The 25,804-nt window shown below is 68.9% G+C and carries 24 protein-coding genes and 1 pseudogene; 6 read left to right on the top strand and 19 right to left on the bottom strand.

The features are described from left to right. The 15 genes from AB8Z36_RS00455 to AB8Z36_RS00385 form a co-directional block, all read right to left on the bottom strand. On the bottom strand, nucleotides 1-1,456 hold a 1,456-nt coding region (locus AB8Z36_RS00455; RefSeq protein ID WP_369211145.1), incomplete at its 3' end, for an APC family permease. Nucleotides 1,457-1,667: 211 nt separating this feature from the next. Next, nucleotides 1,668-2,171, bottom strand: a complete 504-nt coding sequence (locus tag AB8Z36_RS00450; RefSeq protein ID WP_369211144.1) for a 4'-phosphopantetheinyl transferase superfamily protein — start codon at nucleotides 2,169-2,171, stop codon at nucleotides 1,668-1,670. Between the two features lie 73 nt (nucleotides 2,172-2,244). Continuing rightward, nucleotides 2,245-2,499 carry a hypothetical protein gene (locus AB8Z36_RS00445; RefSeq protein WP_369211143.1) on the bottom strand — a complete coding sequence of 85 codons (255 nt, stop codon included), beginning with the start codon at nucleotides 2,497-2,499 and terminating at the stop codon, nucleotides 2,245-2,247. Beyond that, nucleotides 2,492-3,349 (bottom strand): alpha/beta fold hydrolase, encoded by an 858-nt coding sequence (locus AB8Z36_RS00440; protein WP_369211142.1) that lies wholly within the window; start codon nucleotides 3,347-3,349, stop codon nucleotides 2,492-2,494. The genes AB8Z36_RS00445 and AB8Z36_RS00440 overlap by 8 nt, the downstream gene beginning before the upstream one ends. Before the next feature lies 1 nt (nucleotide 3,350). Then, the gene (locus tag AB8Z36_RS00435) at nucleotides 3,351-4,352 is read right to left on the bottom strand and encodes an NAD(P)H-dependent flavin oxidoreductase (RefSeq protein ID WP_369211141.1); all 1,002 of its coding nucleotides are present in this window, start codon (nucleotides 4,350-4,352) and stop codon (nucleotides 3,351-3,353) included. Then, on the bottom strand, nucleotides 4,352-5,182 hold the full coding sequence (locus AB8Z36_RS00430; protein WP_369211140.1) for a hypothetical protein: 831 nt from the start codon (nucleotides 5,180-5,182) through the stop codon (nucleotides 4,352-4,354). Before AB8Z36_RS00430 ends, AB8Z36_RS00435 begins: the two co-directional genes overlap by 1 nt. Continuing rightward, entirely contained in the window at nucleotides 5,176-5,421 is a 246-nt protein-coding gene (locus tag AB8Z36_RS00425) for an acyl carrier protein (protein WP_369211139.1), read from the bottom strand. The genes AB8Z36_RS00430 and AB8Z36_RS00425 overlap by 7 nt, the downstream gene beginning before the upstream one ends. Beyond that, the gene (locus AB8Z36_RS00420) at nucleotides 5,421-6,299 is read right to left on the bottom strand and encodes a diiron oxygenase (protein ID WP_369211138.1); all 879 of its coding nucleotides are present in this window, start codon (nucleotides 6,297-6,299) and stop codon (nucleotides 5,421-5,423) included. Before AB8Z36_RS00420 ends, AB8Z36_RS00425 begins: the two co-directional genes overlap by 1 nt. Nucleotides 6,300-6,341: 42 nt before the next feature. Next, nucleotides 6,342-7,304 (bottom strand): hypothetical protein, encoded by a 963-nt coding sequence (locus AB8Z36_RS00415; protein WP_369211137.1) that lies wholly within the window; start codon nucleotides 7,302-7,304, stop codon nucleotides 6,342-6,344. Between the two features lie 1,259 nt (nucleotides 7,305-8,563). Further along, nucleotides 8,564-9,397 carry an AfsR/SARP family transcriptional regulator gene (locus AB8Z36_RS00410; protein ID WP_369211146.1) on the bottom strand — a complete coding sequence of 278 codons (834 nt, stop codon included), beginning with the start codon at nucleotides 9,395-9,397 and terminating at the stop codon, nucleotides 8,564-8,566. A gap of 288 nt (nucleotides 9,398-9,685) precedes the next feature. Beyond that, nucleotides 9,686-10,306 (bottom strand): ScbR family autoregulator-binding transcription factor, encoded by a 621-nt coding sequence (locus AB8Z36_RS00405; RefSeq protein ID WP_369211136.1) that lies wholly within the window; start codon nucleotides 10,304-10,306, stop codon nucleotides 9,686-9,688. Nucleotides 10,307-10,535: 229 nt separating this feature from the next. After that, complete coding sequence (locus AB8Z36_RS00400; RefSeq protein WP_369211135.1) at nucleotides 10,536-12,038, bottom strand: FAD-dependent monooxygenase; 1,503 nt, start codon at nucleotides 12,036-12,038, stop codon at nucleotides 10,536-10,538. 23 nt (nucleotides 12,039-12,061) lie between these two features. Continuing rightward, nucleotides 12,062-12,898: an NAD(P)H-binding protein gene (locus AB8Z36_RS00395; protein ID WP_369211134.1), complete on the bottom strand. Its 837-nt coding sequence runs from the start codon at nucleotides 12,896-12,898 to the stop codon at nucleotides 12,062-12,064. Nucleotides 12,899-12,903: 5 nt separating this feature from the next. Then, the gene (locus AB8Z36_RS00390; RefSeq protein ID WP_369211133.1) at nucleotides 12,904-14,148 is read right to left on the bottom strand and encodes a cytochrome P450 family protein; all 1,245 of its coding nucleotides are present in this window, start codon (nucleotides 14,146-14,148) and stop codon (nucleotides 12,904-12,906) included. A gap of 110 nt (nucleotides 14,149-14,258) precedes the next feature. Next, nucleotides 14,259-14,957, bottom strand: a complete 699-nt coding sequence (locus AB8Z36_RS00385; protein WP_369211132.1) for a ScbR family autoregulator-binding transcription factor — start codon at nucleotides 14,955-14,957, stop codon at nucleotides 14,259-14,261. 292 nt (nucleotides 14,958-15,249) lie between these two features. Between AB8Z36_RS00385 and AB8Z36_RS00380 the strand changes: the two genes are divergently transcribed. The 4 genes from AB8Z36_RS00380 to AB8Z36_RS00365 all read left to right on the top strand — a co-directional run bounded on the left by AB8Z36_RS00380 (nucleotide 15,250) and on the right by AB8Z36_RS00365 (nucleotide 19,802). Then, nucleotides 15,250-16,206 carry a ScbA/BarX family gamma-butyrolactone biosynthesis protein gene (locus tag AB8Z36_RS00380; protein ID WP_369211131.1) on the top strand — a complete coding sequence of 319 codons (957 nt, stop codon included), beginning with the start codon at nucleotides 15,250-15,252 and terminating at the stop codon, nucleotides 16,204-16,206. 520 nt (nucleotides 16,207-16,726) lie between these two features. Beyond that, on the top strand, nucleotides 16,727-17,827 hold the full coding sequence (locus AB8Z36_RS00375) for a bifunctional DNA primase/polymerase (protein WP_440581833.1): 1,101 nt from the start codon (nucleotides 16,727-16,729) through the stop codon (nucleotides 17,825-17,827). Continuing rightward, nucleotides 17,824-19,344: a DNA primase family protein gene (locus AB8Z36_RS00370; protein ID WP_369211129.1), complete on the top strand. Its 1,521-nt coding sequence runs from the start codon at nucleotides 17,824-17,826 to the stop codon at nucleotides 19,342-19,344. Before AB8Z36_RS00375 ends, AB8Z36_RS00370 begins: the two co-directional genes overlap by 4 nt. Continuing rightward, nucleotides 19,341-19,802 carry a DUF6009 family protein gene (locus AB8Z36_RS00365; RefSeq protein WP_369211128.1) on the top strand — a complete coding sequence of 154 codons (462 nt, stop codon included), beginning with the start codon at nucleotides 19,341-19,343 and terminating at the stop codon, nucleotides 19,800-19,802. Before AB8Z36_RS00370 ends, AB8Z36_RS00365 begins: the two co-directional genes overlap by 4 nt. A 48-nt stretch (nucleotides 19,803-19,850) precedes the next feature. Here AB8Z36_RS00365 and AB8Z36_RS00360 read toward each other — a convergent pair whose 3' ends face one another. Next, nucleotides 19,851-20,060: a ferredoxin gene (locus AB8Z36_RS00360; RefSeq protein ID WP_440581832.1), complete on the bottom strand. Its 210-nt coding sequence runs from the start codon at nucleotides 20,058-20,060 to the stop codon at nucleotides 19,851-19,853. Next, on the bottom strand, nucleotides 20,057-21,289 hold the full coding sequence (locus AB8Z36_RS00355; protein WP_369211126.1) for a cytochrome P450: 1,233 nt from the start codon (nucleotides 21,287-21,289) through the stop codon (nucleotides 20,057-20,059). The genes AB8Z36_RS00360 and AB8Z36_RS00355 overlap by 4 nt, the downstream gene beginning before the upstream one ends. A gap of 1,000 nt (nucleotides 21,290-22,289) precedes the next feature. On the opposite strand from AB8Z36_RS00355, the gene AB8Z36_RS00350 reads away from it, so the two are divergent. After that, nucleotides 22,290-23,555 (top strand): ParA family protein, encoded by a 1,266-nt coding sequence (locus AB8Z36_RS00350; RefSeq protein ID WP_369211125.1) that lies wholly within the window; start codon nucleotides 22,290-22,292, stop codon nucleotides 23,553-23,555. Beyond that, a complete protein-coding gene (locus tag AB8Z36_RS00345) occupies nucleotides 23,552-24,631 on the top strand; it encodes a ParB/RepB/Spo0J family partition protein (protein WP_369211124.1) in 1,080 nt (359 codons plus the stop codon). The genes AB8Z36_RS00350 and AB8Z36_RS00345 overlap by 4 nt, the downstream gene beginning before the upstream one ends. Before the next feature lie 141 nt (nucleotides 24,632-24,772). On the opposite strand, the gene AB8Z36_RS00340 is transcribed toward AB8Z36_RS00345, so the two are convergent. Continuing rightward, the gene (locus AB8Z36_RS00340) at nucleotides 24,773-25,549 is read right to left on the bottom strand and encodes an ABC transporter permease (protein WP_369211123.1); all 777 of its coding nucleotides are present in this window, start codon (nucleotides 25,547-25,549) and stop codon (nucleotides 24,773-24,775) included. After that, a pseudogene (locus AB8Z36_RS00335) lies at nucleotides 25,546-25,794 on the bottom strand (ABC transporter); the annotation flags it as partial. The gene AB8Z36_RS00340 and the pseudogene AB8Z36_RS00335, both read right to left, overlap by 4 nt. Nucleotides 25,795-25,804 lie beyond the last annotated feature (10 nt).

Below are 25,804 nucleotides of genomic sequence, written 5' to 3'. Positions count from 1 at the left end.
TCGCCGGGGCGGGGGTCGGTGACGGCGCCGGCGCGGACACGCCGCCCAGGCGCGCGTACCGCTCCGGACGGGCCGAACGCAGCCAGGAGGCAAGGGCGACCCCGAAGCCGCCGGCCACCAGCAGGAGCCACGGCAAGGCGGTGACCAGCGGCTCGGTGGTACCGGTGAGCACGTCGAAGTTCGACACCACCAGTACGGCCGCGGAGATCAGCCCGAGAGCTCCCAGCGCGGGGGCGACAGCGGTCCTCCAGCGCTCCTCACGCTGATTCCGGAAGTAGCCGATGACGGCCACCGAGGCCACGGCCTGCAGCAGGATGATGCCGAGGGTGCCCAGTCCCAGCATGCTGGTCGACATGTTCACGTACGGGTCGAGACCCGCGAGTGCGAACACGGTGACCACGACCGCGCTGAAGATGGACTGGATCACGCTTGCCCGGTGCACGGAGCCGTGCCCGGCGTGCGTGGCATGGAGTCCGCGGGGCAACAGCCCGTCGCGGCTCAGGGCGTACATGTACCTGTTGGCGGCGTTGTGCAGCGCCAGCCAGGCGGCGAACAGACTGGTGCACAGCAGGATCTGCATGGTGACGGTGGCCGGGTGCCCCAGGTAGCTGTCGCTGAGCAGGAAGAACAGATCGCCGAGGTGGTTCTCGGCCTGGGCGCGCACCCGCTCCGGCCCCAGAGCGCCGACAGCGGCCCAGCTGGTCAGGGCGTAGAACGAGGCGACCGTGAGCACGGCGATGACGGTGGCGCGGGGCACGCTGCGGTGCGGCGCCTTGGCCTCCTCTCCGTACAGGGCGGCTGATTCGAAGCCGAGAAAGGAGGCGAAGCCGAACATCACGGAGACGCCGAGCCCGGGTGCGAGCATCTCGTGGGGGGCGAAGGAGGCGGAGGGCAGTGCCGCGCCCCCGTGGCGGGCCAGGATGGCTATGTCCAGGGCGATCAGGATGGCGATCTCGCACACCATGCAGATGGAAAGCAGCCGGGCGCTGAGGTCGGCCTCCCGGTAGCCGAGCATGCCGACCAGGAGCAGGCCGAGCCCCGCCCACACCTGCCAGGGCAGGTCCAGGCCGTGGGCCGCGGCAACGTTCTGGGTGAAGTAGGCGAAGGCGCCGAGAACCCCGACCGTGGCAGCGTTGTAGGCGAGCACCGCGAGCAGCCCCGACCCGGCCGCCGCGCGGCGGCCGAGCCCGTGCGCGATATGCGTGTAGAAGCCGCCCATGTGGCTGATCCGCCGTGCGATGGCGGCATACCCCGCGGAGAAGCACAGCAGGGTCAGACCTGCGAAGAGGAACATGGCCGGCACGCCGGGACCGGTGCCGATGGCGAAGGCGAGCGGGACGGTGAACACCATCGCCGCCAGCGGGGCGGCTGCGGCGATGATGATGAACACGATTTTCGGGGTGGTCAGCGTGCGCTGGAAGCGCGCGCTCCCCTCCGTCGGGGGTGTGCTGGTCATGAGGGTCTCCAGACAAGGGCATCGGCCCGGACGGGCGGCGGATCACGTTCGTACGAGAGCGGTTGGACTGGGGGAACCAAGGCGTCGGACCGGCCGGAGAGACTCGACGCCCTCCAGCCGCCCGCGATCCGGACCGGCGTCCACGCGGCGCCCTCCCCATGGCCGGTCGCGCTGCCTCCCCCGCGCGGCCTGCGGCGTTCCTACGTGGACATCAGCGCCGAATCGCCACGGCGAACGAGAGATCCGCCTCCGAGCGAACCCACACAGGCACCGATTCGCCCCGGTGCGCCGCGAGCAGCGCGCCATCGGACCGGCTGAGACCGATCTGCCAGAAGAGGAACTCCCCCAGCGTGCCGACGCAGCTCAACGCCTTGAACGCGGCCTCCTTGGCCGCGAACAGGTCACGCGCGGTGTGAGCACCGGCCGGGGCGAGCAGCAAGCGCCGCTCCTGTGCCCGCAGGACGAACGCGGCCACGCGGGAGGGGATGACCGCGGGCTCGATGTCGACGCCGACCGCCTCGGCACCGGGCACCACCACGGCGACCGCGAGCCGGCCGGTGTGGGAGATCGAACCCGCGAACCCCTGGGGGAAGAGCGGTCTGCCGTCCCGGGCCCGGGGCACCGTCCGCTCGGCCGACCCGGCCGCGGCCAGTGCCGCGGCGGCCGCGCGACGACCGGCCGCGAACTGTTCGGCCGGTCCGTGAGGCGAGGGCACCGGAAACGTCGCCGTTGACGTCCCCGGTGCCACGCCCCGGGGCACGGCGCTCCCGGCCGTCACGGCGAGGTCCTCAATTGCGCAGCGCCACGACATGGCCCGCCAGCGAATCGATGGACCGCAGCACCTCCGGCCGGACGTCGTCGTCCCACTCGAAACCGAACGCGTCCTCCATCGCGACCAGCAGAGCAACCAGCGCGGTGGAAGGGACCCCGGCCTCGCGGAGCGACACGGTGTCGTGCACCTTGCCGGCGAAGGAGGGGCCGCCGAACACGTCGACCAGCAGCTCACGGATACGCTGCCGCACCTCCACCGCCGTGTCAGACATTCGCTTCCGTTTCGTCGATGAACTTCCGTACGAGCTCCTGGAAGCCGCCGGGGTCGTCGAGGAAGGGCACATGGCCGGCCTTCGGCATGATCTCGCAGCGGCCGTTGGGGAACAGAGCCGCCAGCTCGTGGCCCGCTGTCGGGCTGAGCAGGATGTCGTCGTCGCCCAGGGCGATCAGCGTCGGCGCCTGGACGCGGGTCAGCAGCTCGGGACTGGAGTCGCCCTTCTGCGCCAGCGTCAGGCCGTTGTTGAGCTCCTCGGGAGTCGACATGGCCAGGAAGCTCTCCCTGAGGCCGAGGTAGCCCGCCGCCCCGTACTCCTCGTTCATCTCCGTACTGATGAACTCGGGATACATGTGACTGAACAGCGTGGGGATGTCGTGGTCGTTCAGCGTCCGCAGCCACGCCCGCTGGAGGCCGCGGTGACGCCGCATGCCCTGCGGGCCGAGGACCGGACCGGCCAGCACCAGGCCGCGTACCCGGTCCGGGTAGGCGAGGGCCACGTCGCGGGCGAGCTGGGTGGAGGCCGACGAGGCGAGCAGGTACGTCGACTCGATCTCCAGCCCGTCGAGCAGCCCGATCAGGTCCGCCGCGTGCTCCTCCCAGGTCGGCTCCTGCGCCAGCCGCGTGGAGTGGCCGTGGTTGCAGAGGTCGTAGCTCACGACGCGGTAGTGCTTGGCGAGTTCGTCGGTGTAGTCCCGCCAGAACGGGGCGGAGAAGAAGAAGTTGTTGAGCGTCGTGATGGCGATGCCCTCACCGGCGGACTCCCAGTAGAGCTCGACGCCCTCCCGGGTGCGTACCGACGGCGCGCCCTCGCGATAGCTCAGGTCGTGGTGGTAGTCATCGTGCACTTCATCCGGCATAGCTCTGTGCCCTTTCTCGACTGCTGACGACTTCGGCCCCCGGAAGGACCCGTGCGTAGGCGGCGACGACATCGGCCGCCGGGACCTGGTCGGCGATCGCCCCGCAGGAGTGACCGCAGTACAGCGCCATCTCTTCGATGCGGCCGCTGGTCGCCTCGGTGGGCACCGCCGCGCTGAAACGCGGCACCAGGTACGGCTTGCCCTCGACCTCCGTCCTGCCGATGAACTTCGCGGGCTGATGCGGGTCGGCGGTGACTGCCGTGGCGAGCACGCGGTGCCGCCGGCCCGGCCATCCGATCTCGTACACGTCGGTGATCACGGTGTCGGACTCCTCGGCACCGATCACCGCCGACTTGAAACGGGGGTGCGCACGCGACTCGTGGGCGACGACGAAGGCGGTACCCAGCAGCACCCCGTCAGCGCCGGCGGCCAGTGCCCGCCGTGCCTCCTCGGGCGAGCCGATTCCGCCCGATGCGACCACACAGGCGTCGGGCACCAGGGCCCGCAGCGCGCCCACCAAGTCGTCACGGCGCGACGTACCCAGCAGGTGGCCCCCCGCTTCGACGCCCTGGGCCACCACCACCGCGCCGCGCGCGGCCGCGTGCACCCCGTCCTCGACCGTCCCGACCTGGACCACCGTCCGGCGTCCCGCCGCGGCGACCTGGTCGAACACCGCCTCCTCCGGCATTCCGAAGAAGGACAGATGCACGCGCTCCGGCGTCTCGTGGAGCACCTGCGCCACCTGCCGGCGGAGTTCGACCGGCCCGACGACCTCCGGAATCAGGTTCACCCCGACAGATCGGTCGGTGCCCTCGGTCAACCGCTCGAGCATGGCCGACAGCGCACCGCCGACCAGCTTGTAGCCGCCCGCGCAGCCGGCCGCTCCGGCGTTGGACACCGCGCAGGCCAGTTCCGTGCCGGCGACACCGCCCATGCCCGATTGCAGCAGACTCGTCTCGAGGCCGAGCACCCCGGCCGCGGAGGCACGCATCAACTCAGGCTCTCGACCGCGGACACCGCGGCGTCCACGCCGCCGAACCGGTCCGTCAGGGTGTGCACCCAGCGCTCCAGGCCGAAGGCCAGGCAGCTGGTGTGCGCGGTCTCGGCACCCGCCCTGATGTCACATCGGTCACCGAAGAAGTTGCGGTGGTAGTTGACCGAGCCGATCGCCAGGCCGCCCACGACGAACTCCTCCTTGACCGGGAAGAGGCGCTGCATCTTGGCCTTGCCGCTGTTCTTGTCGAAGAACGGGTCGGTGGCCGCCTCGATGCTGAGGTCGAGCCCGAGCTCGGTGCACAGGGCCACCACGGCTTCCTTCGCCCGGATCAGATGGCTCTTGGCCGCCTGCTCCGGCCCGATGCACACGATCTCGCGCATGGAGAAGCCCAGGAGGCGCTGCAGTCCCTCGTAGTGGTCCTCGTTGCGGAAGCACGTGCCGACCGTGGTGCGCAGTACGCCCTCATCGGGCAGTACGGAGCCGGCCAGGTCGACGTAGACGGAGTAGCAGGCAGCGGAGGGCAGGGCGAAGGCGGTCGGCTCCATCACCTGGGCCGGTATCCGCTCGGTGGGCCGCGACGTCGTGGCGAGCTCGGCGGCCAGGAGCGCGGGATCGAGCCGGGTCGCCGCGAGGCCCAGGTGCGGGAAGTTGTCGTAGTAGTCGAAGGTGTCGAGGTCTTTGCACCGCATCAGGAACGGGAACCGGAACTCGGGAGCCTGCCAGTCTCCGGCCAGGCGCAGAAACGTCGCGTCGATGGCCCGGAGCAACCTGAGCTGGCTGCCGTCGAGGACCCCGAGGCCGTTGTCGGTCGTTGTCGTCAGCATGCCGCTTCCTTCACGAAGAATCGGTTTTCGAGTGCCTTGAGGGTGCGGAAGTCGTCGAGGTCCAGGTCTTCCGGATCGATCGGTTCGCCGCTCAGCTCCTCGAGCAGGAAGATGAACTCGACGAACGCCAGCGAGTCGATGGCACGGCTGTCGATCAGGTCCAGCTCATCGGTGAGCGGCCCGACCTTGGGGTTGCGGCCCTGGATGAACTCGCGCACCGCCTGCATCGGTTCGGACATCACTTGATCACCTCCCGTCCCACGCCGGCCTTGGTGAGGAACTTCCTGGTGCGCTTGAGCACCTGGTCGTGCGCCTCCGCCCGGGCGGGGTGTGCCAATGCCTTGCGCCGCAGGGCCAGCGCATCCGGGATACCCGCGTCGCGGTAGGCGGCCGGGTTGTAGAGGGTGCCGATGCTGTACTGCAGGTAGTTCTCGAGGTACGCGGCAACCACGGGTACCTCCTCCGGGTCCCGCTCGGTCACCTGGCCCAGGAGGTGGGTGAAGATCATCCGCCCGAACGCGACGTGCCGGCTCTCGTCCTGGTGGTGCACCCGGTTGATCTCGCGGGCGATGGGCGGCAGCGACTGATCCGTGGCCATGTTCGCGTTGAAGTAGTCGACGATCTCCTCGAAGATCAGGATGCGCGCGAACACGATCAGTTCGCGGGCCACCGGGGAGAGGTGCTCCACCGAGTCGGCCTTCAGCGTTGGCTGGGCCGGGTAGAGCTTGCCGCCGTAGCGCAGGCAGAACTGCGCGAAGAACCACATGTGCTCGTTCTCTTCACCGATGAAGTGGTGCAGGAATTCCGAGACGTCCGCGTACGTTCGCTCGTGGATACGCATCACGACTTCGCTCATCAGTTCACGTATGCCGTGAATGTTGAGACTGAAGAAATTGATCGCCTCGTACCGGGTGAGGGCGATCTGCTGTTCGCGGGTGAGTTCATCCCACATGGGGGTGCCGGCGAGTGTGGTCAAACTCTCCGACATCCAGGGCAGGTCCGGCGCGATGGAGTCGGGCCAGTCAAACATCGAGTACGGGTTGTAGTAGCCGGACTCAGCGAGATTCTCCAACCGATCCAGGTCCAGGACGACCGGTTTTATCTCACGTACCGCCATTTACACTCGTCCTTCCAAAATGAGTGGCGCGGGAAAGTGGGGTCAGCGCAGCGAGCGGATGTCCGCGCGCACGTGCACCGGCGTGCGTGACCCGCAGCCGTGGGTGGCGAAGGCCGCGTTTCCGGACGCGGTGGAGGGGATCACCTTGTTGTAGACCGAACCGAGGCAGAGCTCCTGGAAGGCCTCCGTGTTCGCCGACAGGCGGGCGGCCAGTTGCGCCTTGGCGATGTCCACGGTCTTGAGCACGCCGTCGTCGTCCTCGACCTCCACGCTGGCGTGGGGCAGGTCGAGCGCGCCGCCCAGGACACCGCAGAACCAGCCGCGTTTCGCCTCGGCCCGGTGGCCGGCCTCCCGAAAACGCTCGGCCAGCAGCAGGCTCGCCGCGATGCAACTCGTCGAACCCAGCGCGTGGACCAGCTGGTAGTCGGCCTGCATGGCGACCGGAACCATCTGCCAGCGGTAACCGGCGGCGAGGTAGTCGCGGGTCAGACGCCGCAGTTCGGAGGAGACCAGTGGGGTACGCGCCCCCGTCGTGGTGACGGTAGCCGTGTACTCGGCCGTCTTCTCGCTCGCTCGCGTCGGCGCCACCACATCGGTGGCAGCCCCGCCGAACCGGACGGCGTCCGGTGCTTCGAAGTGCCAGGGGGCGGTTCCGCCGCATTCGACGCAGTCCAACCGGACCTTGAAGTCCCATGTCTTCGGGCGCAGCAGGTCCTCGACCGGACGCCCCGCGAAGCGGAACAGCATCCTGAAGGCGAGCTCCGGTTGTGTGTTCGACCTGCCGGAGTACATTCCGAGGTTGTACAGGTCATTGACATCGAAGTGGCGCACACCCGATTGCACATCGAACGGCAGACCCGCAGCGATCAGTGTTTCGATGTCGTCCGGACCGCACCTCAGCATTTCCTGCGCCGCTGACTCCGGCCGGGTCTTGCTGGAGTACGCGGCAGGAACGAATTCGATCGAATTCGCTACTTCCTCCCAGGCGCGCGCATCTGTTTTCACTGCTTGAGGTGACACAGACCGTCCTTCCAGGCACAGACCGAGCCGATTGCCCGGCGCCGACGGTCCCGAAGCTAGCAGCCATGGAATGCCATGCGGAACGGTGTTTCCACATGCATGCTCGTGCATTTCCCATATATGAGCTGGAGAAATAAATACCCGTCAGCTGCCGAGCGGGGTGGCAGATGTGCGTGTCCCGGATGCCTCGGTGGAGGACGGGCAGGCGGTCCTCGGTCTTGTTCCGGAGAAGGGCGGGGGCGCCGGCACTCCGATGGGCAGTCGGCACCTCCGGTGCCTCGGGCGGAGACCGTGCCGTCACGCCGGCGAAGGCCTGTGTCCGGGCCCGCGGATCCGGCCGGCACAGGGGCCGTTGAAGGCAATCGCCCCCAGGGCCGTACCCGGCTGGCTCCTTTGGACCGTCGGGGCGGACGAAGGGGGCCCGCGACAGGGCGGCGTGGCACGTCTTGCGCGAGAGGCCACTGTCTTCGCGCGGGGTGGCCGGGCCGCATCAGCGGCACCTGCCCGGGGTGCGCACCGGTTGACGTGGCCGGGCCGCACACCCGCTGCCACGGTTCACCCGCGCATGGAGCGGCGTCGGTCGCGACGAACGGTACCGGTGCGCGGCGCGGCCACCGCCCATCCCCGGCCACATCCCCGACCTCGGCCGGGGCACGGCCCGCCGGAGGGGGCGGGCCGGTCGGTCCTCATCGGGCCTGAGGCCATGGGGCGGGGCGACGCGTCCGGCCTGGGGCCGAGGTGGTGTCAGTCCATTCCGCGCACGAGCTGGGGCTCGTCGTCGCTCTCGTCCTCCTCGCCGGGCAGGAGCAGTGGTGGCACGGCCAGGACTTCGTGGTGCGGCATGTACGCTTCTTGCTCGTCGATCACATTCATGGGGCCCCTTCTGCGTCCTCATCGGCGACGGCGTCGGACGTGGCGTGATCCCCTCCCGCCGCATCTCTTCCGCCGGAGGGGACGCGGTGAGCGGACTGGGGGTCCTCCGTCTGGATCAGGCCGGGCTCGCGATGCCTGATCCAGAGGGAAGACCCCACCTCCGAGGCCGCTGCGCACGAGCACCCTGCTGATACTCGTCAGGGATGCGAATGTAGGTTCGCCTCTCGCGGGGCGGCAAGGAGCCTGCGGATCCCTCCACCACCCCGCGAGCCCTGCCCGAGTGCCCTCCGGTTCTCCTTCGAGCAGACACGGACGCGGTGTTCAGCGCTTCTTCAGCCGCTCTGGATCAGCCGGTTGAGACGACACGGTGCTCAACTCACCGCCGCCGGCGCCGTGCGCCCGTCGAACAGCGCGTCCTGCGTGACATCGGAGGAAGCCTTGAGGATCGACCGCTGCAACCGTCGCACCGGAGCACTGGGCTCGAGCCCGAGGTTGCGCACCAACGTGCCGCGCAGCCGCTGATAGACATGCAATGCCTCGCCGCCCCGGCCCGAGCGGTACAGCGCGAGCATGAACTGACTGTGCAGGCTCTCGTGCATGCTGTGGCGCTCGACCAGCACGGTGAGTTCCGGCAGCAGTTCTCGGTGGCGGCCCAGGCCGAGGTCGGCTTCGATCCGCTGGTCGAGAGCACACAGACGCGCCTCCTCCAGCCTGCGTGTCTCCATGTCGAGGTGGATTCCCGCGTTGACGTCGGCCAGCGCGGGCCCCTGCCACAGAGCGAGGGCGTCACGCAGGGCGCGTGCCGCGCCGGTGAAGTCCTCCTTGTCCATGGCACGGTAGCCCTCGTTGCTCAGTCGCTCGAACTCGCCGAAGTCGCGGTGGCCGCCGCCGGTCTCGAGCCGGTAGCCACCCGGCGAGGTGACCAGTACGTCCTTGCCGGTGCGGTCGCCGGGCCGTAGGCCCGCGGGGCCGGCGAGGGCTTCGCCGATCAGCTCGCGCAACTGCAGGATGTAGGTCTGCAGCGTGGCCCGCGAGCTGCGTGGTGGCTCCGCGCCCCACAGCTCCTCGGTCAGAGTGCGCAGAGGAACCGCCCGGTCCGCGTTGAGGGCCAGAAGGGCCAGGACCTGGCGGGGCTTGGGGGCCGTGGGAACCACCGGCACACCGTTCAGTCGTACGGAGAAACCGCCGAGCACTTGAATGTCCATGTCCGTCTCCCGGTCCACAGAGCCTGCACGGTCTGCTGCCACACGTGCCGCCGGGCGTGGGATCCGACGTAAGGCCCCCTAATAAAAACAGCATAGTCGGTTTCTTAGTGGTTCTACAAGGGAGTCTGCACTCGCTCACCAGAAGCCGCCCATCCCGCTTCCCAGCGGGTTCCTAGCAATACCCAGCTCAAGATGGGTGCGAGAGCACCGAAAGGCCTCGCGGAAAAAACCGCCTGACTGGTACTTATCGGGGGTCTACCCGTCAGAGGGTGATTGCGGCGCCCGGCTTCACGGTCCCGCGAACTGCAACGGCACATGTGTCCCGGCGGGTGCGACCTGCGGCAGCACCAGGCGCCAGAACGACGTGAGGGTGGGATGCGACAGCCACCGGGAGTCCCGTCGGCCGAGTTCCTCAAGGCCCGCGGTCACCGCCACCACGACCGCCGCCACGTGGCCGGGCACGACCTCCGAACGCAGCCCACCGCTGCCGTGGGCCTGCTCGAGGGCGGAGGCGACCCAGCCCTGCCACAGATCGCAGACCCTTCCGGTGCTTCCCAGGCCCTCGGTGTGCCCGCCCAGTTCGAAGCCGGCCCGCAGGACGAAATCGCCCTCCAGTTGTTCGACCACGCGGTAGCTGGCGTCGACCACCAGCTGAATGGGCCCTTCCGGCTGTTCGAACATCTCGCAGCGCTCGATGATCGCGCGCAGGCGCTCGGCAGCCGCTTCCTCCACCGCGAGGGCGAGTGCCGACTTGGTCGGGAAGTGGAAGTGCAATGCCCCGCTACTGACTCCCGCGAGCTGGCTGATGACCGTGAGGGAGGCCGTGCGGTACCCCTCCCGGCTGAAGACCTCAGCGGCAGCGGTGATCAGGGCATTGCGGGTGCGTACAGCGCGTTCCTGTTTGACCATCGAGGTGCTCCATCGCTCCAGGCGGCCGCCGCTCGCGAAATGACGCGGGCGACGGAGACGACACCCCCGTCATCGGCACGCCCGAAGGAGAACCGACGCCCTTATGGAGTACCCTAACAAACCGCACAGGCGGTTTGTAACGTCCCCTGGTCATGCAATGTTCATTTGGCGCAAAGTGCCACGCCCCGGGAGGGCACATCCCGCCCCGGTCACCGCACTGGTCATGCCCTCAGCGGGGATCGCCGAACCACTGCCGAAGCACCTCCTCCAGCTCCCCGTCACCGGACGCCCACAGCACATAACCGTCGGGACGGATGACAGCGGAGTCCATTATTCCACCGGGGAGCCGGGCGGCGGCCCGTGCGGTGCGCAGAACGTGCGCCCAGCCCCGGGCCGCTCCCGGACCCCGCGCGGTGTCGCTGCCCAGCAGCAGCACGGCACGGCCCCGGGCCAGCAGCCCGACGAGATCCGTCTCCTCCTGCCCGGCCAGCGCGAGGTTTGGCAAGAACTGGCCCTGCCAGCCGGATCCCGTCGGCGCAGCGGCGGCGTAAGAGGTGTCCTGAGCGCTGAGCATGCCTCCGAGATGCGTACTGACATCCGGCAGCGGGAGCAGCTCGGCCATCAGCAACCGCAGGGGGTCGAGCTGCGGATCGGGACGCATGAGCGCCAGTTGGGCCCGCGTGTTGTCGATGACCCGCTGCCCGGCGGGCCGACGCTCCTGGCAGTAGGTGTCGAGCAAGTCCTTGCCCGCTGTGCCACGCAGGACGTATGCCAGTTTCCATGCCAGGTTCAGAGCGTCGAGCAGGCCGGTGTTCAGCCCCTGGCCCCCGACGGGAAAGTGCACGTGCGCGCTGTCGCCGGCGAGGAAGATCCTGTCCTGGCGGTAGTTGCCGACCAGGCGGGAGAAGTCGTTGAACCGGGACAGGTGGGCCGGTTCGGCCAGCGGTACGGGGTGGCCGACGATCCGTGCGCCCTCCGCCGCCAGTTCCTCCAGGGTGAGCGGGCGGCCACGGTCGGGATGCGGGCCCCGGCAGTCCAGTGTCATCAGCCGGCCGTACCCCTGCGCGTCGAATTTGGCGGCCGTCCAGCCGCGTTCGGTGCGGTGCCAGCCCGGCGTCAGAGCCGCCGGGTCCATCAGCCGCACCTGCCCCATCAGGGCGGAGACCGTCGCGGGCCGGGTGTCCGCGGTGAATCCGCTGAGTTCTCGCACAGCGCTGCGGGCGCCGTCGGCCCCGATGAGGTACTCGGCGCGCACCTGGTGTGCGCCTCGCCCGGTCTGCACCAGCACCTCGACACCGTCGGGGCCCTGGGTGACACGCACCGCCTCACTGTCGCGCAGAACCACGGCACCGCGACGCCGTGCGGCGGCCTCGAACCGCCTCTCCAGGTCGGCTTGCGGGCATTTGACCAGGACAGGGGGTTCGGTCGCGGGAGCGGTGATGCTCAGCCCTGGCAGGCCTGCGAAGTGAAACGGCTCCCGGCTGAGGCCCGTGCGTTCCGCGCCACCTGCTTCCCCTCGCATGAATCCCCGGCGGGCAAGGCTCTGCACGGTACGGGCGTGCAGGGTGCCCGCCCTGGGCTCGTCGGTCGTACAGGGCTTGGCCTCGACAACACAGACGTCGAGGCCGTATGCCGCCAGGTCGGCGGCGAGCAGCATGCCGACGGGGCCCCCTCCGACGATCACAACCTCGGCGTGCCGTTCCAGCACCGCCACCCCCTTTGTTCTCGACACGCCCGGGCCCTTGCCCGGGGTGTTCATCTGAATCGATGAGCGTGATCCGTGGCCCACTCCCGGTAGGCACGCGGTGGGCGCCCGAGAAGCTTGTCGATGGCGGGGTCCACCTGTTGCTTGGCGCCGTCGCCCTGGCGCCGGGCGCTGTCCACCAGTGCTTTGGCGATGGGTCCGGGATAGTGCAGCGCCCACATCAGGTAGGCGCGCTCCAGGGAGATCTCGACACAGCGCAGAGGACGTGCGAGGACCTGCGCAAGGTGCTCGCACTGCTCGGCGGGCGAGATCGGCTCCGGGCCGGTGAGGGGGTATTCCCGCTGTTCGTGGCCGGGAGTGGTCAGGGCGAGTGCGGCGACTTCGGCGACGTCACGGGGGTCGACCGACGCGTTGCGGGAGGCGGGTTGCGGCGTCAGGACGGTGTCGCCGGCCCGGATCGCATCCGCCCAGGAGAGCGTGTTCGACATGAAGGAGCGGGGGCGCAGGATCGTCCAGGACAGGCCGGAGGCGCGCAGACGCTCCTCGTTCTCGCGCTGCCAGGTGGTGATCAGATCGTCGGCCCCGCCATCGGTGACGGCGAGGGCGGAAAGCTTCACCACGTGCTCCACGCCTGCCGTGCGTGCCGCGGCGAACAGATTCGCGTCATGCTCGGGCCGCGACGGATCGGCGGTGACCACGAAAAGTGCCCGGGCACCGTCCAGGCCACGCTGCAGCGAGCGGCGATCGCCGAAGTCGGCGCCGACGACATCGGCGCCGGGCGCGCGGGCACGCAGCCGGTGGGGGGAGCGGCCCAGCAGCCTGACGGAGTGATGAGCGCTCAGGAGGCGGGCCACATGGCCCCCCACCGTGCCGGTCGCGCCCGTCACAACGATCACTCGTCGCGCTCCGGCTCCAGGATCACGGGGATCTCCCGGAATCCGTTGGTGATGAAGGACGGTGTGGGTTCGAGGTCCTCCGGTGACCGCGCCAGACGCATGCGGGGGAAGCGCGCGAACAGGGCGGGCAGGGCCACCGCGGCCTCCAGCCTGGCAAGGGAGGCTCCCGGGCAGTGGTGGACCCCGAACCCGAAGGCGAGATGGTCCTGCCTGGCCGTGCGGGCGGCATCGAAGACGCTGGCACCCGAACCGTGCTGTTCCGGGTCGAGGCCCGTCGCGGCGAAGGAGATGAGTATCGGATCGCCCTGGCGGATGACGGTGCCCTCACCCAGGTCGATGTCCCGGACGGCGAACCTCATCGGCACATAGGCGGCGGGACCGCGTGCTCTGAGGGTTTCCTCGATCACCGCGTCCCAGCCGGTGGTTCCGTCGGTGACCTGTCGCAGCTGTCCCGGATGGGAGAGGAGTTCCACGATGGCGTTGCCGAGCAGGTTCACGGTCGTCTCATGCCCCGCGCCGATCATCAGCAGGAGGGTGTCGACCAGTTCCTGCTCCGTCAGCCGCGCGCCGTCGGTGTCGCGTGTCCATACGAGGGCGGACGCGAGGTCGTCGGTCGGCGCCAGGCGTTTCGCCGCGATGAGTGCGGCGAGCACCTCGTGCAGGCTCGTCTGGGCCGCGCGGACCTCCTCGGCCGTGGCGGAGGTGCGAAACGATTCGCTCAGCCCGTGTCTGAGCAGAGGGCGTTCGGATTCCGAGACACCGAACAGTTCGCAGATCACCTGGATCGGGAGTTCCAGCGCGAAGTGCGCGATGAGGTCTATGGTCTCCCCGCCACGGCGCCGGGCGAGTGACTCGAGGAGTCCGGCGGCGTACTCCTCGACCCGCGGCCGGAGGGCTTCGCTGCGCCGGTGGGTGAAGGCCCCCGCAATGAGGCGGCGCAGACGCGCGTGTTCCCCACCGTAGGCGGAGAGCATGTTCTTGGCGGTGACCCAGTGATGCAGCGGCCAGTCGTCGCCGATGCGGCCTTCTCGCAGCGGGGGCCAGTGCTGTAGGGCGTCCTTGGACACGGCGGGGTCGCTCAGCAGGCGTTTCGCGGTGTCGTGCCGGGTGACGGCCCAGGCCTGCACTCCCCCGGGAAGCAGGACGCGCGCGGCCGGTCCGTCCCGTCGCAGAAGGGCCGCCTCTCCGGCGAGGTCGCTGCCGGACAGGTCTATCGCATAGGGGCAGACAGAAGTAGCCATGTGGTGCGCTCCGTCCTTGGAAGTGACGTGCTGCTGTGTACGTGGCCGTGCGTTCTGGCGTGGGGGACGTGCATATGGCTGTGGGCCGCGCCCGAAGGCGCGGCCCACAGTCAGCCTCGGCCTACGAGCGAGGGCCGTTCGTCCTGCGGATCCACCGGCTCGACCGGGCGCTCATCGATCAGCGCCTGCACCTTGGCGCCGCGGCCTGCGGTGACATCGAGATGGACCAGCGCGCTGGGAACGGCGACGCCCGACATCAGGACGCGGTACAACACGGCGATGCGCTCGCACAGGTCCTGCCGGTCGGTCATGGCCTGGGACATGAGCTGGACACCGGCGAACGCCCCGACGAACACGCCGGCCAGCTCTTTGGTGTCCACGTGCGGCTGAAGCTCTCCTGCCAGCCGCGCCTGTTCCAGGAGCATCTCGCTCTCGCGCGTCCAAGCCTCGAACGGGATCTTGCGGTCCAGGCTGTCGTTGCCCGACCTTTCAAGGGCCAGGCGGACACTGCCTCGCAGGAGGGGGTCGATACCCATCTGGTAGGCGAGCAGCATGCCGCGGTCGACCGCCTCCTGCAGTTTCAGGCGCTGGGACGGGACGGGCGGGACGACTTGGGCGTTCTCCTGGAGCACTCCCTGCGCGAGCTGTTCCTTGGAGGCGAAGTGGAAGTAGAGGGCTCCTTTGGTCACTCCTGACCGCGTGAGGATCTCGGACACGGTGGCCGCTTCGTACCCGACCTCGTCGAATACCTGGGCGGCAGCCGCGAGAATCACTTGCCGTGTCCGTACCGCGCGCTCCTGCTGGGCCACGCCTCACCTCCAGGAACTGGCTCGGTGGAGCCTCTTGCTCCATCACAAAAAAACCGGCAGGTCCGTATGGTATCACCGGGCATCTCGAGGGCCCAGGTGCGCGGCATGGCTAGCCTGCCGAAATCCGCAGGGTCGACAAGCAAATGCACCAAACGACCGTTATCCAGCGGGTTTGTTCCTCGCACAGTTATCCAATACTGCTTGAACAAAACCGGTGGGTCCGTATCTTAGTTTCTCTAACGCGCCATCTGCCTTGCCGCCCTACCCTTCGAACGGCCGCCATGGAGATGCCATGACAGTGCTCACCCACCAGACAGCGGCCGCCGCAGGGGTCCCCGGCCGCCCCACCGTTTCTCCGGCTCAGCTCACCACCACGGTGCCCCGCGAGTACGTGCACCGCGTCTCCCTGGCAGAGGTCTTCCTCACCGGATGCCGCCAGTTGGACGGTTCACGGTTCGCCCTCACCGGCCAGTGGCCCCGCGCCCATACCTTCTTCACCAGCGCGGACGGGCTCAGCCATGACTTCATGCAAGCAGCGGAAACGATCCGCCAGGTCGGGCTGTTCCTGGCGCATGCGCAGTTCGGCGTTCCGCTCGACCACCAGTTCATGCTCCACGACATGGAGTTCTCCACCGACGCCGACCAGCTCCTGCTCGCCCGGCAGCCGAGCAACCTGGACCTGGAAGCGGACTGCACGGACATGGTGTGGAAGGGCGGCCGTCTCGCCCGGTTCGCCATGCACGTCCAGATCAGACGAGAGGGGCGGCTCGCCGCGGCCGGAAGCGGGCGCTTCACATGCGTCGCGCCGACCACGTACCGCCGGCTGCGCGGGCAGACGCGCCTGGGCGCGCAGCCACCCGCCGCCCGTCCGGTTCCCGCCACACCGCGGCTGGTGGGCCGCACGCTCTCCCGCGACGTGGTCCTCACCGAGGCCGACCGGCCGGGACGCTGGCTGCTGAGCGCCGACACCCGCCACCCGGTCCTCTTCGACCACATCGGAGACCACGTCCCGGGGATGGTGCTCATCGAGGCCGCCCGGCAGGCCGCGTGCGCCCTTCTGGCCCCCTGGACGTTCGCTCCCGCCGGAGCCACGACTGTCTTCCACCGGTACGTGGAGTACGACGCCCCTTGCCGGATAGAGGCCGCGCCCGTGCGCTGCGCCATCGAGGGGGCGGCCCGCGTCGCCGTCACCGGGTGGCAGGACGGGAACCGGGTTTTCACCACCGAACTCACCGGCCGGCTCTCCTGACCTGTCCCGACCGCACAGCGACTCAAGCCGTCTGCCGTCTGCCCGTCCCTGAGCCCTGGTCCTGCTCCTGGTCCTGCTCCTGGTCCTGCGACCAGCGTTCGGCTCCCGGCAGCGACTGAACGAAAGCGACCGGGCAGGTCTCCGTAGCTTCCTTGGTCTCCGCTAAAACCACAGTTCAGGAGCGTTTCCATAGTCAATCAGCGACTGAAGCGACCGAACCTCCCCATATATGAGTCCGTTAATGAGTGTGCGTGTGCGTCATATATAGAAGCCTTCAGTCGCTTCAGTCGCTGTTGGGTCGCTCAGACCAGCGTTGACCTGCGGAGACCTGAACAGCTACCGAGCAGCTACCGAACGCCCTCAGTCGCTGCCCCGCTCAGTCGGTCGCTGCCCGCCCGCGGGCTGTCCCTGACCGCCGTTCCCCCGCCGCGCGGGCAGGTGGGACGGCCGCGCCCCAGCGACCTCATTCGCTAGTCTGTGTCCGTCATTGAGTCGCTTCGGTCGCTGATAGGGGATGAGGATGCCTCCTGAGCCGCGGTTTCCCCGCCGCGACTCACGGCGGCCCGGAGGTGCGGCCCCCGTGTCCAAGGCGCCACTCGCCTCCGCTCTCTGGTGCGTGCGCCGCGGCTGGCCGGTGCTTCCGCTCTCACCCGGCCGCAAGACTCCAGCGGGTAACTGCCCTGCCTGCCGTGCGGGCGCCCACTCCCCCGGGCAGTGCCCCTGCCTGCCGCTCGGCCGCTGGTGTCATGGCTTTCACGCGGCCACGCTGGACCACGACCGGGTCGGACAATGGTGGGCGCTACAACCCGACTTCGGCATCGGAGTCTCCTGCGGCCCAGCCGGTCTGATCGTCATCGACATCGACGCCCACGCCGCACTGCCCCCCGCCCGCGACCGCGTCCTGCCCGGCATCCCCATCAGCACCGGGGTGGACCTCACCGGCCTGGCCAACGGCTACCACACCCTCGCGGTCCTGGCAGCGCTGCGAGGAGTCACCAGCCCCGCCGAGGACACCTCCACCCTGCGCGTACGGACGCCCTCGGGGGGCATGCACGTCTGGTACCGCTCAGATCTCCGCTGGCAGTCCTCCGCCGGTTCGAGCGCTGGCCGAAGCCTCGCCTGGCAGGTCGACGTCCGCGCACACGGCAGCTACATCGTCGCACCCGGCACCCGCCTGCCCCACGGCACGTACACCCCGCTCGGAACGGTCAGAGAACCAGCACCGCTCGCCCCCTGGCTGGCCCAGGAACTCGAACGCACCGGGCATCTGCCCTCCGGCATTCCCGCGCCCAGGACGGTCCCTCCGCGCGCCCGCCAGGCCGTCGCCGCGGCAGGCGGCGGGAGTGACTCCCACCTGCTCGCCGCGATTCTGGCTCCGGTCCGGGCATGTGGCCGGACCGTCACGGGAGCCGGGTTCTCGGACGCACTCAACCGTGCCGCTTACACCCTCGGCGGGCTGCAAGCCGCAGGCCGCCTCACCCGGCGGGAGGCCGAACACCTCCTGAGAGACACCGCGAACCAAGTACGCCCCGGACAGGAGCAGCGCGTCGACGCCATCATCCGCAGCGGTCTTGCCGCAGGGACGCAACGGCCCCTCCACGACCGCGGGAGGCAACCATGACCTCCCCCGGGCCAGAAGCGCTCTTCGCGTTCGATCCGGAGGCCGTCGCCGCCCAGATCCGCGCCCAGGGCAGCGCGGCGGTCCCCGCCCCGGCACAGGCCCCCGCACCCTTGGACGGCGCGGCGACAGCGGACGGTCTCCTGCCCGACACCCTGTCCGATCGTGGCAACGCCAAGCTGTTCGTCAAGCTGTATGCCAACGACTACCGCCACGTGCCCGGTATCGGCTGGTACCGGTGGGACACGACCCGCTGGCAGATCGACGAGGACGACAGCGTGCAGTGGGCAGCGGGTGATCTCGCCGAAGCCATCGCCTCGCACGACCCCCGTGGCATCTTCACCACCAGCGCACTGCAGTCTCACCGCCGGCGCGCCCTGTCGACGTCCGGCATCAACGCCATGCTCAGCCAGGCCAAGTCGGCACCGGGCATGGTCCTCAACGCCGTCCGTCTCGATGCCAACCCCTACGCGCTGTGCACACCGGACGGAATCGTCGACCTGCGCACGGGAATGATCAAGAGCCCGGACCCGAACAAGGACTTCCACTCACGTTCCACCTCGGTCGGCCCCCGGGCACGGGCCACTCCGCGCTGGCACCGCTTCTTGACCGATACCTTCGGCGACGACGCCGAAGGCCGCGAGATGATCGCCTACCTCCAACTGCTTCTCGGGTATTCGGTCACCGGCGACGTCGGCGGGCAGATCCTGCCGTTCCTCTTCGGGTCGGGCAAGAACGGCAAGTCAGTCCTGCTCGACGTCCTGGTGAAACTTCTCGGCGACTACGCCGACGCCGCGCCGCCCGGCTTCCTCATGGCCCGCCCCTACGAGGGCCATCCCACCGACCTCGCCGAACTCCACGGGCGTCGTGTCATCGTCTGTTCCGAGGTCAAACCCGGCGACAAGTTCGACGAAGCCCGCGTGAAGCTCCTCACCGGCGGCGACCGCATCAAGGCCCGCCGTATGCGGCAGGACTTCTTCAGCTTCGAACCCACTCACAAGCTCTGGCTGCTCGGAAACCACCGTCCCGAAGTGGGCACCGGTGGTTTCGCCTTCTGGCGTCGCATGCGCATGATCCCCTTCGAGCGTGTCGTCCCGGACGACCGGAAGATCGACAACCTCGCCGACATTCTCGTCACCGAGGAGGGCCCGGGCATCCTCGGCTGGCTCATCGACGGCGCCCGCCGCTATCTCGCCGGGGACCGCGACCTCACCGGTCCCGAACGCGTCCGCATCGCCACCACTGCCTACGCGGAGACCGAGGACCACACGGGCCGCTTCTACGAAGAGGCATGCATGATCGGACCGGATCTCCGTGCCGAACAGACCTCTCTGTACGCGGCGTACAAGGCCTGGTGCCACAATGAGGGCGCACCGGTCATGTCATCACGAGCTTTCGCCGCGCGTACCCGCGAACTCGTAGGCCTGGGTTCGCCCAAGGAAATGATCCTTTCGAACCAGCGCAAGCACTACCCCGGTATCGGCCTGCTCACCGACCAGGAAGGGGACGTCACATCATGAGCTCCCTGATCACCGACGATGAGATCAGCCACGAGACCGCCCTTGTCTGGCTCGAGGAAATAGACCGGCTCGACTACATCCGCCAGAGCCTGGACCGCCTGCGCACCCGCAAAGGCAAGCCCGCCTACCACCGTGACGGACGCATGGTCGGTTACGCCGTGCTCGGCCCCACCGCCAAAGCCTCACGCGCGTCCGGAACCTTCCGCCGACGGGTCTTCTGGTTGCTGCCCCACGACCGCGACAGCCAGCCCGAAGGTCTCTACACCACAGGTGCGCCCGCCGAAGCGGTGGATCCCCGCACCCTCAAGCCCCGTGTCAAGGGGCACAGGACCGAGCGCTCGGAAGGCGGCCCGCCCTCCACGGAAGTCGAAGACAAGGGCATGGGGCTCCCGTCGTACCAAGGCGAGCACCGGTCGCCCTCTCCCCCGGTCCGCCCACGGCGTGCCCCGACAGCTTGACGGCACACATCACCGGAACTCGCACCCCGCGAGGGGCGAGGGGGCACTTCACTCCTCGGTGCGCAGTGACACCGCGCTGACGGGGCAGGCCCGCACCGCGTCCCTCACCAGCGGGTGCGGTTCGTCGGATGCCTCCTGTCCGGTGAGCACCACACTGAACCCGTCGTCGTCCTGCGTGAACACGGCCGGAGCCGTGAGCGCGCACATGCCCGCGCCCACGCAGCGTTCCACATCGACCTCGATCTTCACCGGGCTCACCACGCGACCGGCAGTTCGAGCAGGCCCTCGACCGTCGCGATCGCCGGCTTGGAACGGATCTCCTCGGCGGGGACGGCCAACCGCAGGTCCGGAAACCGTTCGAACAGCCCCCGCAGGGCGACCTCAAGTTCCAGGCGCGCCAGATTCTGGCCCAGGCACTGATGGACGCCGAAACCGAACGCCAGGTGATGACGTGCGGAACGCTCCCCATCGAGCGTGTCGGGCCGCGTGAAGACCGAGCCGTCCCGGTTGATGAGTGAGGTCACGAAGACGACGCCCTCCCCGGCGCGGATGGTGTGGTCCGCCACCTCGATGTCCTCGACCGCGACCCGCAGCATCCCGTTCGGCACCGACAGATAACGGAGGAGTTCCTCCACCACGACGTCCATGGATGTCTTCTTGGCCCGCAGCGCCGCCAGCTGCCCGGGATGGTTCAGCAAAGTGAACGTACCGAGCGAGATCATGTTGGCAGTTGTCTCATGCCCCGCCGCCAGCAGCATCCCCGACAGAGCGATGAGCGCGTCCCGGCTGGGAGGCTCGGCCGGGGCGTCCGGGCGCATCAGGTCGTCAAGGAGGCCGTCGCCCGGCTCCCGCCGCTTGCGGTCGATCAACTCACCCATGTACTCCTCGAGTTCTTTCCTGGCACCGGCGACTTCGTCCACCGTCTGCCCGGACAGCAGCCGTTGGGCGCACGTCTCGAAGAACTCGTGGTCGTCATAGGGCACGCCCAGCAGCGCGCAGATCACCATCGACGGCATCGGCAGGGCGAAGGAGGAGATCAGCTCCGCCGGAGGACCCTGCTGTTCCATCGCGTCGAGCAACCGGTCCACGATCCGCTCGATACGCGGGCGCATGGACGCGCTCCGTTGGAGAGTGAAGTGCGGGATCAACAGCCGCCGTTGTGCGTGATGCTCCGGGTCGTCGACGGAGATGAGCGGCACGCCCTGCGACCGGACCTCGGCGAACTGCCGACTGGGTGCCGGGAAGCCGGGCCGCGTGCGGTCGCAGGACAGCCGGGGGTCGGTGAGCAGTTCGCGCGCCAGCGCGTGCCCGGTGACGGCCCAAGCCGACCGGCCGTCGTAGAGGGTCACCTTGCCCAGGGGGACAGAGTCACGCAGCGGAGCGTAACCAGCGGGCGGGTGATAGGGACATCCGCGGCCCTGCGGGAAGGGCACACGGCTGGCCTGCGTGGCCAGGGGTTGAGGATCTTGAACGGTCAGCTCATCCATGATGCATCGCATAGGACGAATGGCCTCACAATCAGACGGCAGCGGCCTTGGAGCAGTTGGTTCCAGGCGTCTTCGGCGCCAGTCGACTATGCCGGGCACTGTGCCCGGAGCGCACCCGGCACAAGCCCTCCCTCCAGCAGACATCCAGCAGGGATCGAGCAAGTCTTCAGAACGGCTGCGGTCAGCGGCTCACGCACTTCATGAGGGCGATGGCGGAGACGGCTGCGGCAAGGTGAGGCCACCGCACGCGCTGTGGGCTATTACGACGTAATAGAGCGCCGTCGGCGTACGGCCGTCAGCCCGGTCCCCCTGCGATCGCTCCGTTGCGATGCCCTCACGCCCGCCACGGGCACGTACTTCAGGCTTGCCGCCGCCATGAGGACCCGGATGTCGTACTGCTCTGCGGGAAGCGGAAAGCCCGCGGTGAAGCCTGGCCCGCCGGGCGTTTCAGACGGCTGCTCCCCTGAGCGCCCCGTCCACCCGGCGCACCCCGCGCCGCGAACGCCGGATGAACCGTCGGCTCCCCTCCCCCAGGTGCGCGCAGATCATCCTGGCCGTGAGCCGTCGGTGTTGCGGCAGCGGCGCGCGGCGCTCGACCGGCGACGCACCATCAGTGGACCGGCGCCCGCTATTACGCCGTAATGGCAAGGGACAGCGGAGCGGCACGGCACCCGAGAACGCCGACTGCTGCGGCGTAATGGCCGGGCGGCGCATGGTCATGCCACCCGAACATCTCGCGGAGCGGCGGGCACCGGACGGCAGGCCGCACGCCCCCGGCCCTGATCCGGAGCCTCTATTACGACGTAATAGAGGGCAGGGCGCCATCCATACCCCTGCATCGGCTCCCGCTGTCCTCCGCCACCGAAGGCCCGCCATTACGGCGTAATAGCGCAGTCACGCCGCTCAGCGCAGCTCAGCCACGCCCTGAGCCCCGTCAGCAACTTGGCCTAACTAGCGCGTCGGTGACATATTCCAGTATCCACGTTAGTAAGGTGCCTCTATGACTTCGCCAGCCACTTCCAGCGACCGCGAGAAGGTCGTCTCCAAGCTGCCGGGATGGCTCCGGCAGACCCTCAAGGTCCGGGCCGCCCAGCACTGCGTCGAGATCCAAGTCGCCGTCGAGCAGGGCATCGAGGCCTGGAACCGCCTCGCATCCAGCCCGCCCGTCGTCGACACCTCCGGCGCCGATTCGTTCTCCACCTTCCTCCCGCAGGGGCAGTGGGACACGTTCCGGGCGACGGCCGCCGAGCGGGGCGTCTCCCTCATCCAGGGGCTCGCCCAATCCGTGCAGCTGTGGCTGGACACCAACCCCGCCCCGCACATCGAGCGGCCCGCCATCACCCAGCGCATCGTCGTCTGCAACCAGAAGGGCGGCGTCGGCAAGACGGCGATCACCGCCGGCACCGGCGAAGCCTTCGCCGAGGACGCCAACACCCTCTATCCCGTACGGGTAGCCAAACAGCTCACCAAGGCCCTTCGAGCCCGCAGCGGCGAAGTGGCCGACGGCAGCCCTGCCGAGGACCCGCTGGATGTGGAGAACCTGCCCGGGCTCGGACTGCGCGTGCTCCTGGTCGACTTCGACCCCCAGTGCCACCTCACCAACCAGCTCGGCGCGACCCCGCTGCCCATGAACGGGGACAGCCTCACCAACCACATGGCCGGCGACCCCAAGGGCGACCTGCGGGACCTCATCGTCTCCATCGAGGACGAGTCCTTCGACGGGCGTCTGCACCTGCTGCCCGCCTGCACCGACGCCTTCCTTCTCGACGTGCGCCTCTCCGCCGTACGCGCCCGCGAGGCTGCTCTGGAGCGGGCCCTGGCGCCGCTGGAGAATGATTACGACGTCATCCTCATCGACTGCCCGCCCAGCCTCGGCCTGAGCATGGACGCCGCCGCCTACTACGGACGTCGGCGTGACGGCGAGCGTCCCGGCCGTTCCGGCGTCCTCATCGTCGTCCAGGCCGAGGACAGTTCCGCCGACGCCTACGGCCTGCTCACCGCGCAGATCGACGACCTCGCGGGCGACCTCGCCCTGGACATCGACTACCTCGGCATCGCCGTCAATCTCTACGACGGCCGCCGCGGCTATATCGCCACCTCGTCCCTCCAGGGCTGGGTGGACATCAAGGATCCGAAGGTCGTCGGCCTCATCGGAGACCTGAAGGAGCAGAAGGAGGCCGTGCGGATGAAGCGGCCCCTCCTGACCTACGCGCCCAAATCCCAGCAGGCCATCGGGATGCGCGCACTCGCCCGGGAGATCGCATGAGCAAGGCCGACCAGCTCGGTGCCGGGCGCTTCGGCAGCACTGGCATCAGCAGCCGACGCGCCGCGATCGGCGCCGCGACCGGCGTACCGACCGAAGGCGTCGCTCCGCCCACCAAGCTGCCCGCGAACCGCATCAGCCTCAACCCCGACAACCCGCGTACCAGCCTCGGCGACCTGACCGAGCTCGGCGGGAGCTTGAAGGACCACGGCCAGAAGCAAGCCATCACGGTCATGAACCGCGATGCCTACGTGAAGGCCAACCCCGAGCGCGAGAAGGAGCTGGAACCCGACACGACCCACGTGGTCGTCGACGGCAGCAGCCGCCTCGCGGCTGCCCGGGAGGCGGGGCTGACCTACCTGAAGGTGATGGTCGACGACGAGCAGGGGAGCGACCCCGACGAAATCCTGGAGTCCGCGCTCGTCGCCAATGTCCACCGCCAGGCCCTCGAACCGCTCGACGAGGCCCACGCACTGCAGCGGCTGCTCGCCATCCACGGCACCCAGACCGCCCTGGCCAAGCGTCTGCACAAGTCCCAGGGCTGGGTCTCCCAGCGGCTCGCGCTGCTCAACCTGACGCCCGAGCTGAAGGAACGCATCGGCCAGGAACCGGTCGACCTCCTGCGTTCCGTCGGCAACAAGCCGGCCGCCCAGCAGGAAGCGGCCCTGGCCAAGTTGAAGCAGCAACAGCGGCAGAACCGGGCGGGGAAGGCGGGCAACGCCGAGAAAAGCGCGGCTCGGCCCAAGGAGTCGCTCAACGCCCGCGGTACATCGGCGTCTGCGGGCGCCGATGGCTATTACGACGTAATAGGGGAGCCGGACCAGGAGGCCGCAGCGCCCCCGGCCGGTGGCCGGGCGGCCGCTGACTCCGTCCCGGAGCCCCGCGCCGGAGGAGGTGCGACGGATTCCGACGAACCCGCGGACGCGACGGCCGCCACACCGCCGCGGCTTCCCTACGATGACGGCTACTTCATCGCGCAGCATCTGATCCGCAAGATGCCCGCGGGTGAGCTGGACAAGATGCTCGAGCTGCTGAACGAACACCAGCGGCAGCGCGGCGCCGCGAGTACGGGCATCTGATCAGGACCGGCATGGTCGCCCCGGGCGGTACGGCCCGGGGCGAGAGCTATTACGTCGTAATAGCCGCGGCTCTGGTCACGGCCGAAGGCGGCGTACTCCGACGTGTTGTCGGGGTACGCCGCCTTCGGCGTCGTCACGGTCTCACTTCTGATCGGTGTCGAACTTGGCCGCCGCCCATACGTAGCCGAGGACCGCCAGGCCGAGGCACCAGGCGAGCGTGATCCAGCCGTTGTGGCCGATGTCGGTGCCGAGGAGGAGGCCTCGCAGGGTTTCGATGGCGGGGGTGAAGGGCTGGTACTCGGCGATCGGCTGGAACCAGCCCGGCATCGACTTCAGCGGCACGAAGGCGCTGGAGAAGAGCGGCAGCAGGATCAGCGGCATCGCGTTGTTGCTGGCGGCTTCCGCGTTGGGACTGATCAGGCCCATGCCAACGGCGATCCAGGTGAGTGCGGTGGCGAAGAGGACGAGGAGGCCGAAGGCGGCGAGCCACTCCAGGGCGGTGGCGTCGACGGAGCGGAAGCCGATGGCCACGCCGACGGCTCCGACCAGGGTCACGCTGGCGACGGCCTGGAGGACGCTGCCGACGACGTGCCCGATGAGCACCGAGGAGCGGTGGATGGCCATGGTGCGGAAGCGGGCGATGATGCCCTCGCTCATGTCGGTGGAGACCGAGACCGCGGTACCGATCGTGGTGGAGCCGATCGTCATCAGCAGGATGCCGGGGACGATGTAGGAGATGTACGCGTCGCGTCCCGCGCCTCCGCTCATCGCGTCTCCGAAGATGTAGACGAAGAGCAGGAGCAGCATGATCGGTGTCATGAGCAGGTTGAGGGTGAGCGAGGGATAGCGGCGCGCGTGCAGCAGGTTGCGGCGCAGCATCGTGGAGGAGTCGCGTACGGCGAGGGAGAGGGAGCTCATCGGACGGTCTCCTTGGTCTGGGTGGTGTGCGCGGGTTGGTGGGGGAGGGCGGTGTCGCCGGTGAGGGCGAAGAAGACGTCGTCGAGGTCGGGGGTGTGCACCGTGAGCTCGTCGGCTTCGATGCCTGCGGCGTCCAGGCGGTCGAGGATGGTGCGCAGGTCGCGCTGGCTTCCGTCGCTGGGGATCTGGAGGGAGAGTGCCGCTTCGTCGTTGGCGGCTTCGGTCAGGGTCCGGGCGGCGGAGCGGCACTCTCAC

Source organism: Streptomyces flavofungini, from assembly GCF_041028215.1.
Lineage (GTDB): Bacteria > Actinomycetota > Actinomycetes > Streptomycetales > Streptomycetaceae > Streptomyces > Streptomyces flavofungini_B.
Note: the sequence above shows the minus strand (reverse complement) of the source record. Positions and strands in the feature narration are given on the sequence as shown.

Coding starts and splice junctions, on each gene's coding strand:
- AB8Z36_RS00365 (WP_369211128.1), top strand. CDS start 19,341: ATGAGCTCCCTGATCACCGACGATGAGATCAGCCACGAGACCGCCCTT.
- AB8Z36_RS00370 (WP_369211129.1), top strand. CDS start 17,824: ATGACCTCCCCCGGGCCAGAAGCGCTCTTCGCGTTCGATCCGGAGGCC.
- AB8Z36_RS00405 (WP_369211136.1), bottom strand. CDS start 10,306: ATGGTCAAACAGGAACGCGCTGTACGCACCCGCAATGCCCTGATCACC.
- AB8Z36_RS00375 (WP_440581833.1), top strand. CDS start 16,727: ATGCCTCCTGAGCCGCGGTTTCCCCGCCGCGACTCACGGCGGCCCGGA.
- AB8Z36_RS00425 (WP_369211139.1), bottom strand. CDS start 5,421: ATGTCCGAACCGATGCAGGCGGTGCGCGAGTTCATCCAGGGCCGCAAC.
- AB8Z36_RS00355 (WP_369211126.1), bottom strand. CDS start 21,289: ATGGATGAGCTGACCGTTCAAGATCCTCAACCCCTGGCCACGCAGGCC.
- AB8Z36_RS00410 (WP_369211146.1), bottom strand. CDS start 9,397: ATGGACATTCAAGTGCTCGGCGGTTTCTCCGTACGACTGAACGGTGTG.
- AB8Z36_RS00445 (WP_369211143.1), bottom strand. CDS start 2,499: ATGTCTGACACGGCGGTGGAGGTGCGGCAGCGTATCCGTGAGCTGCTG.
- AB8Z36_RS00345 (WP_369211124.1), top strand. CDS start 23,552: ATGAGCAAGGCCGACCAGCTCGGTGCCGGGCGCTTCGGCAGCACTGGC.
- AB8Z36_RS00420 (WP_369211138.1), bottom strand. CDS start 6,299: ATGGCGGTACGTGAGATAAAACCGGTCGTCCTGGACCTGGATCGGTTG.
- AB8Z36_RS00390 (WP_369211133.1), bottom strand. CDS start 14,148: ATGGCTACTTCTGTCTGCCCCTATGCGATAGACCTGTCCGGCAGCGAC.
- AB8Z36_RS00430 (WP_369211140.1), bottom strand. CDS start 5,182: ATGCTGACGACAACGACCGACAACGGCCTCGGGGTCCTCGACGGCAGC.
- AB8Z36_RS00350 (WP_369211125.1), top strand. CDS start 22,290: ATGACTTCGCCAGCCACTTCCAGCGACCGCGAGAAGGTCGTCTCCAAG.
- AB8Z36_RS00380 (WP_369211131.1), top strand. CDS start 15,250: ATGACAGTGCTCACCCACCAGACAGCGGCCGCCGCAGGGGTCCCCGGC.
- AB8Z36_RS00340 (WP_369211123.1), bottom strand. CDS start 25,549: ATGAGCTCCCTCTCCCTCGCCGTACGCGACTCCTCCACGATGCTGCGC.
- AB8Z36_RS00435 (WP_369211141.1), bottom strand. CDS start 4,352: ATGCGTGCCTCCGCGGCCGGGGTGCTCGGCCTCGAGACGAGTCTGCTG.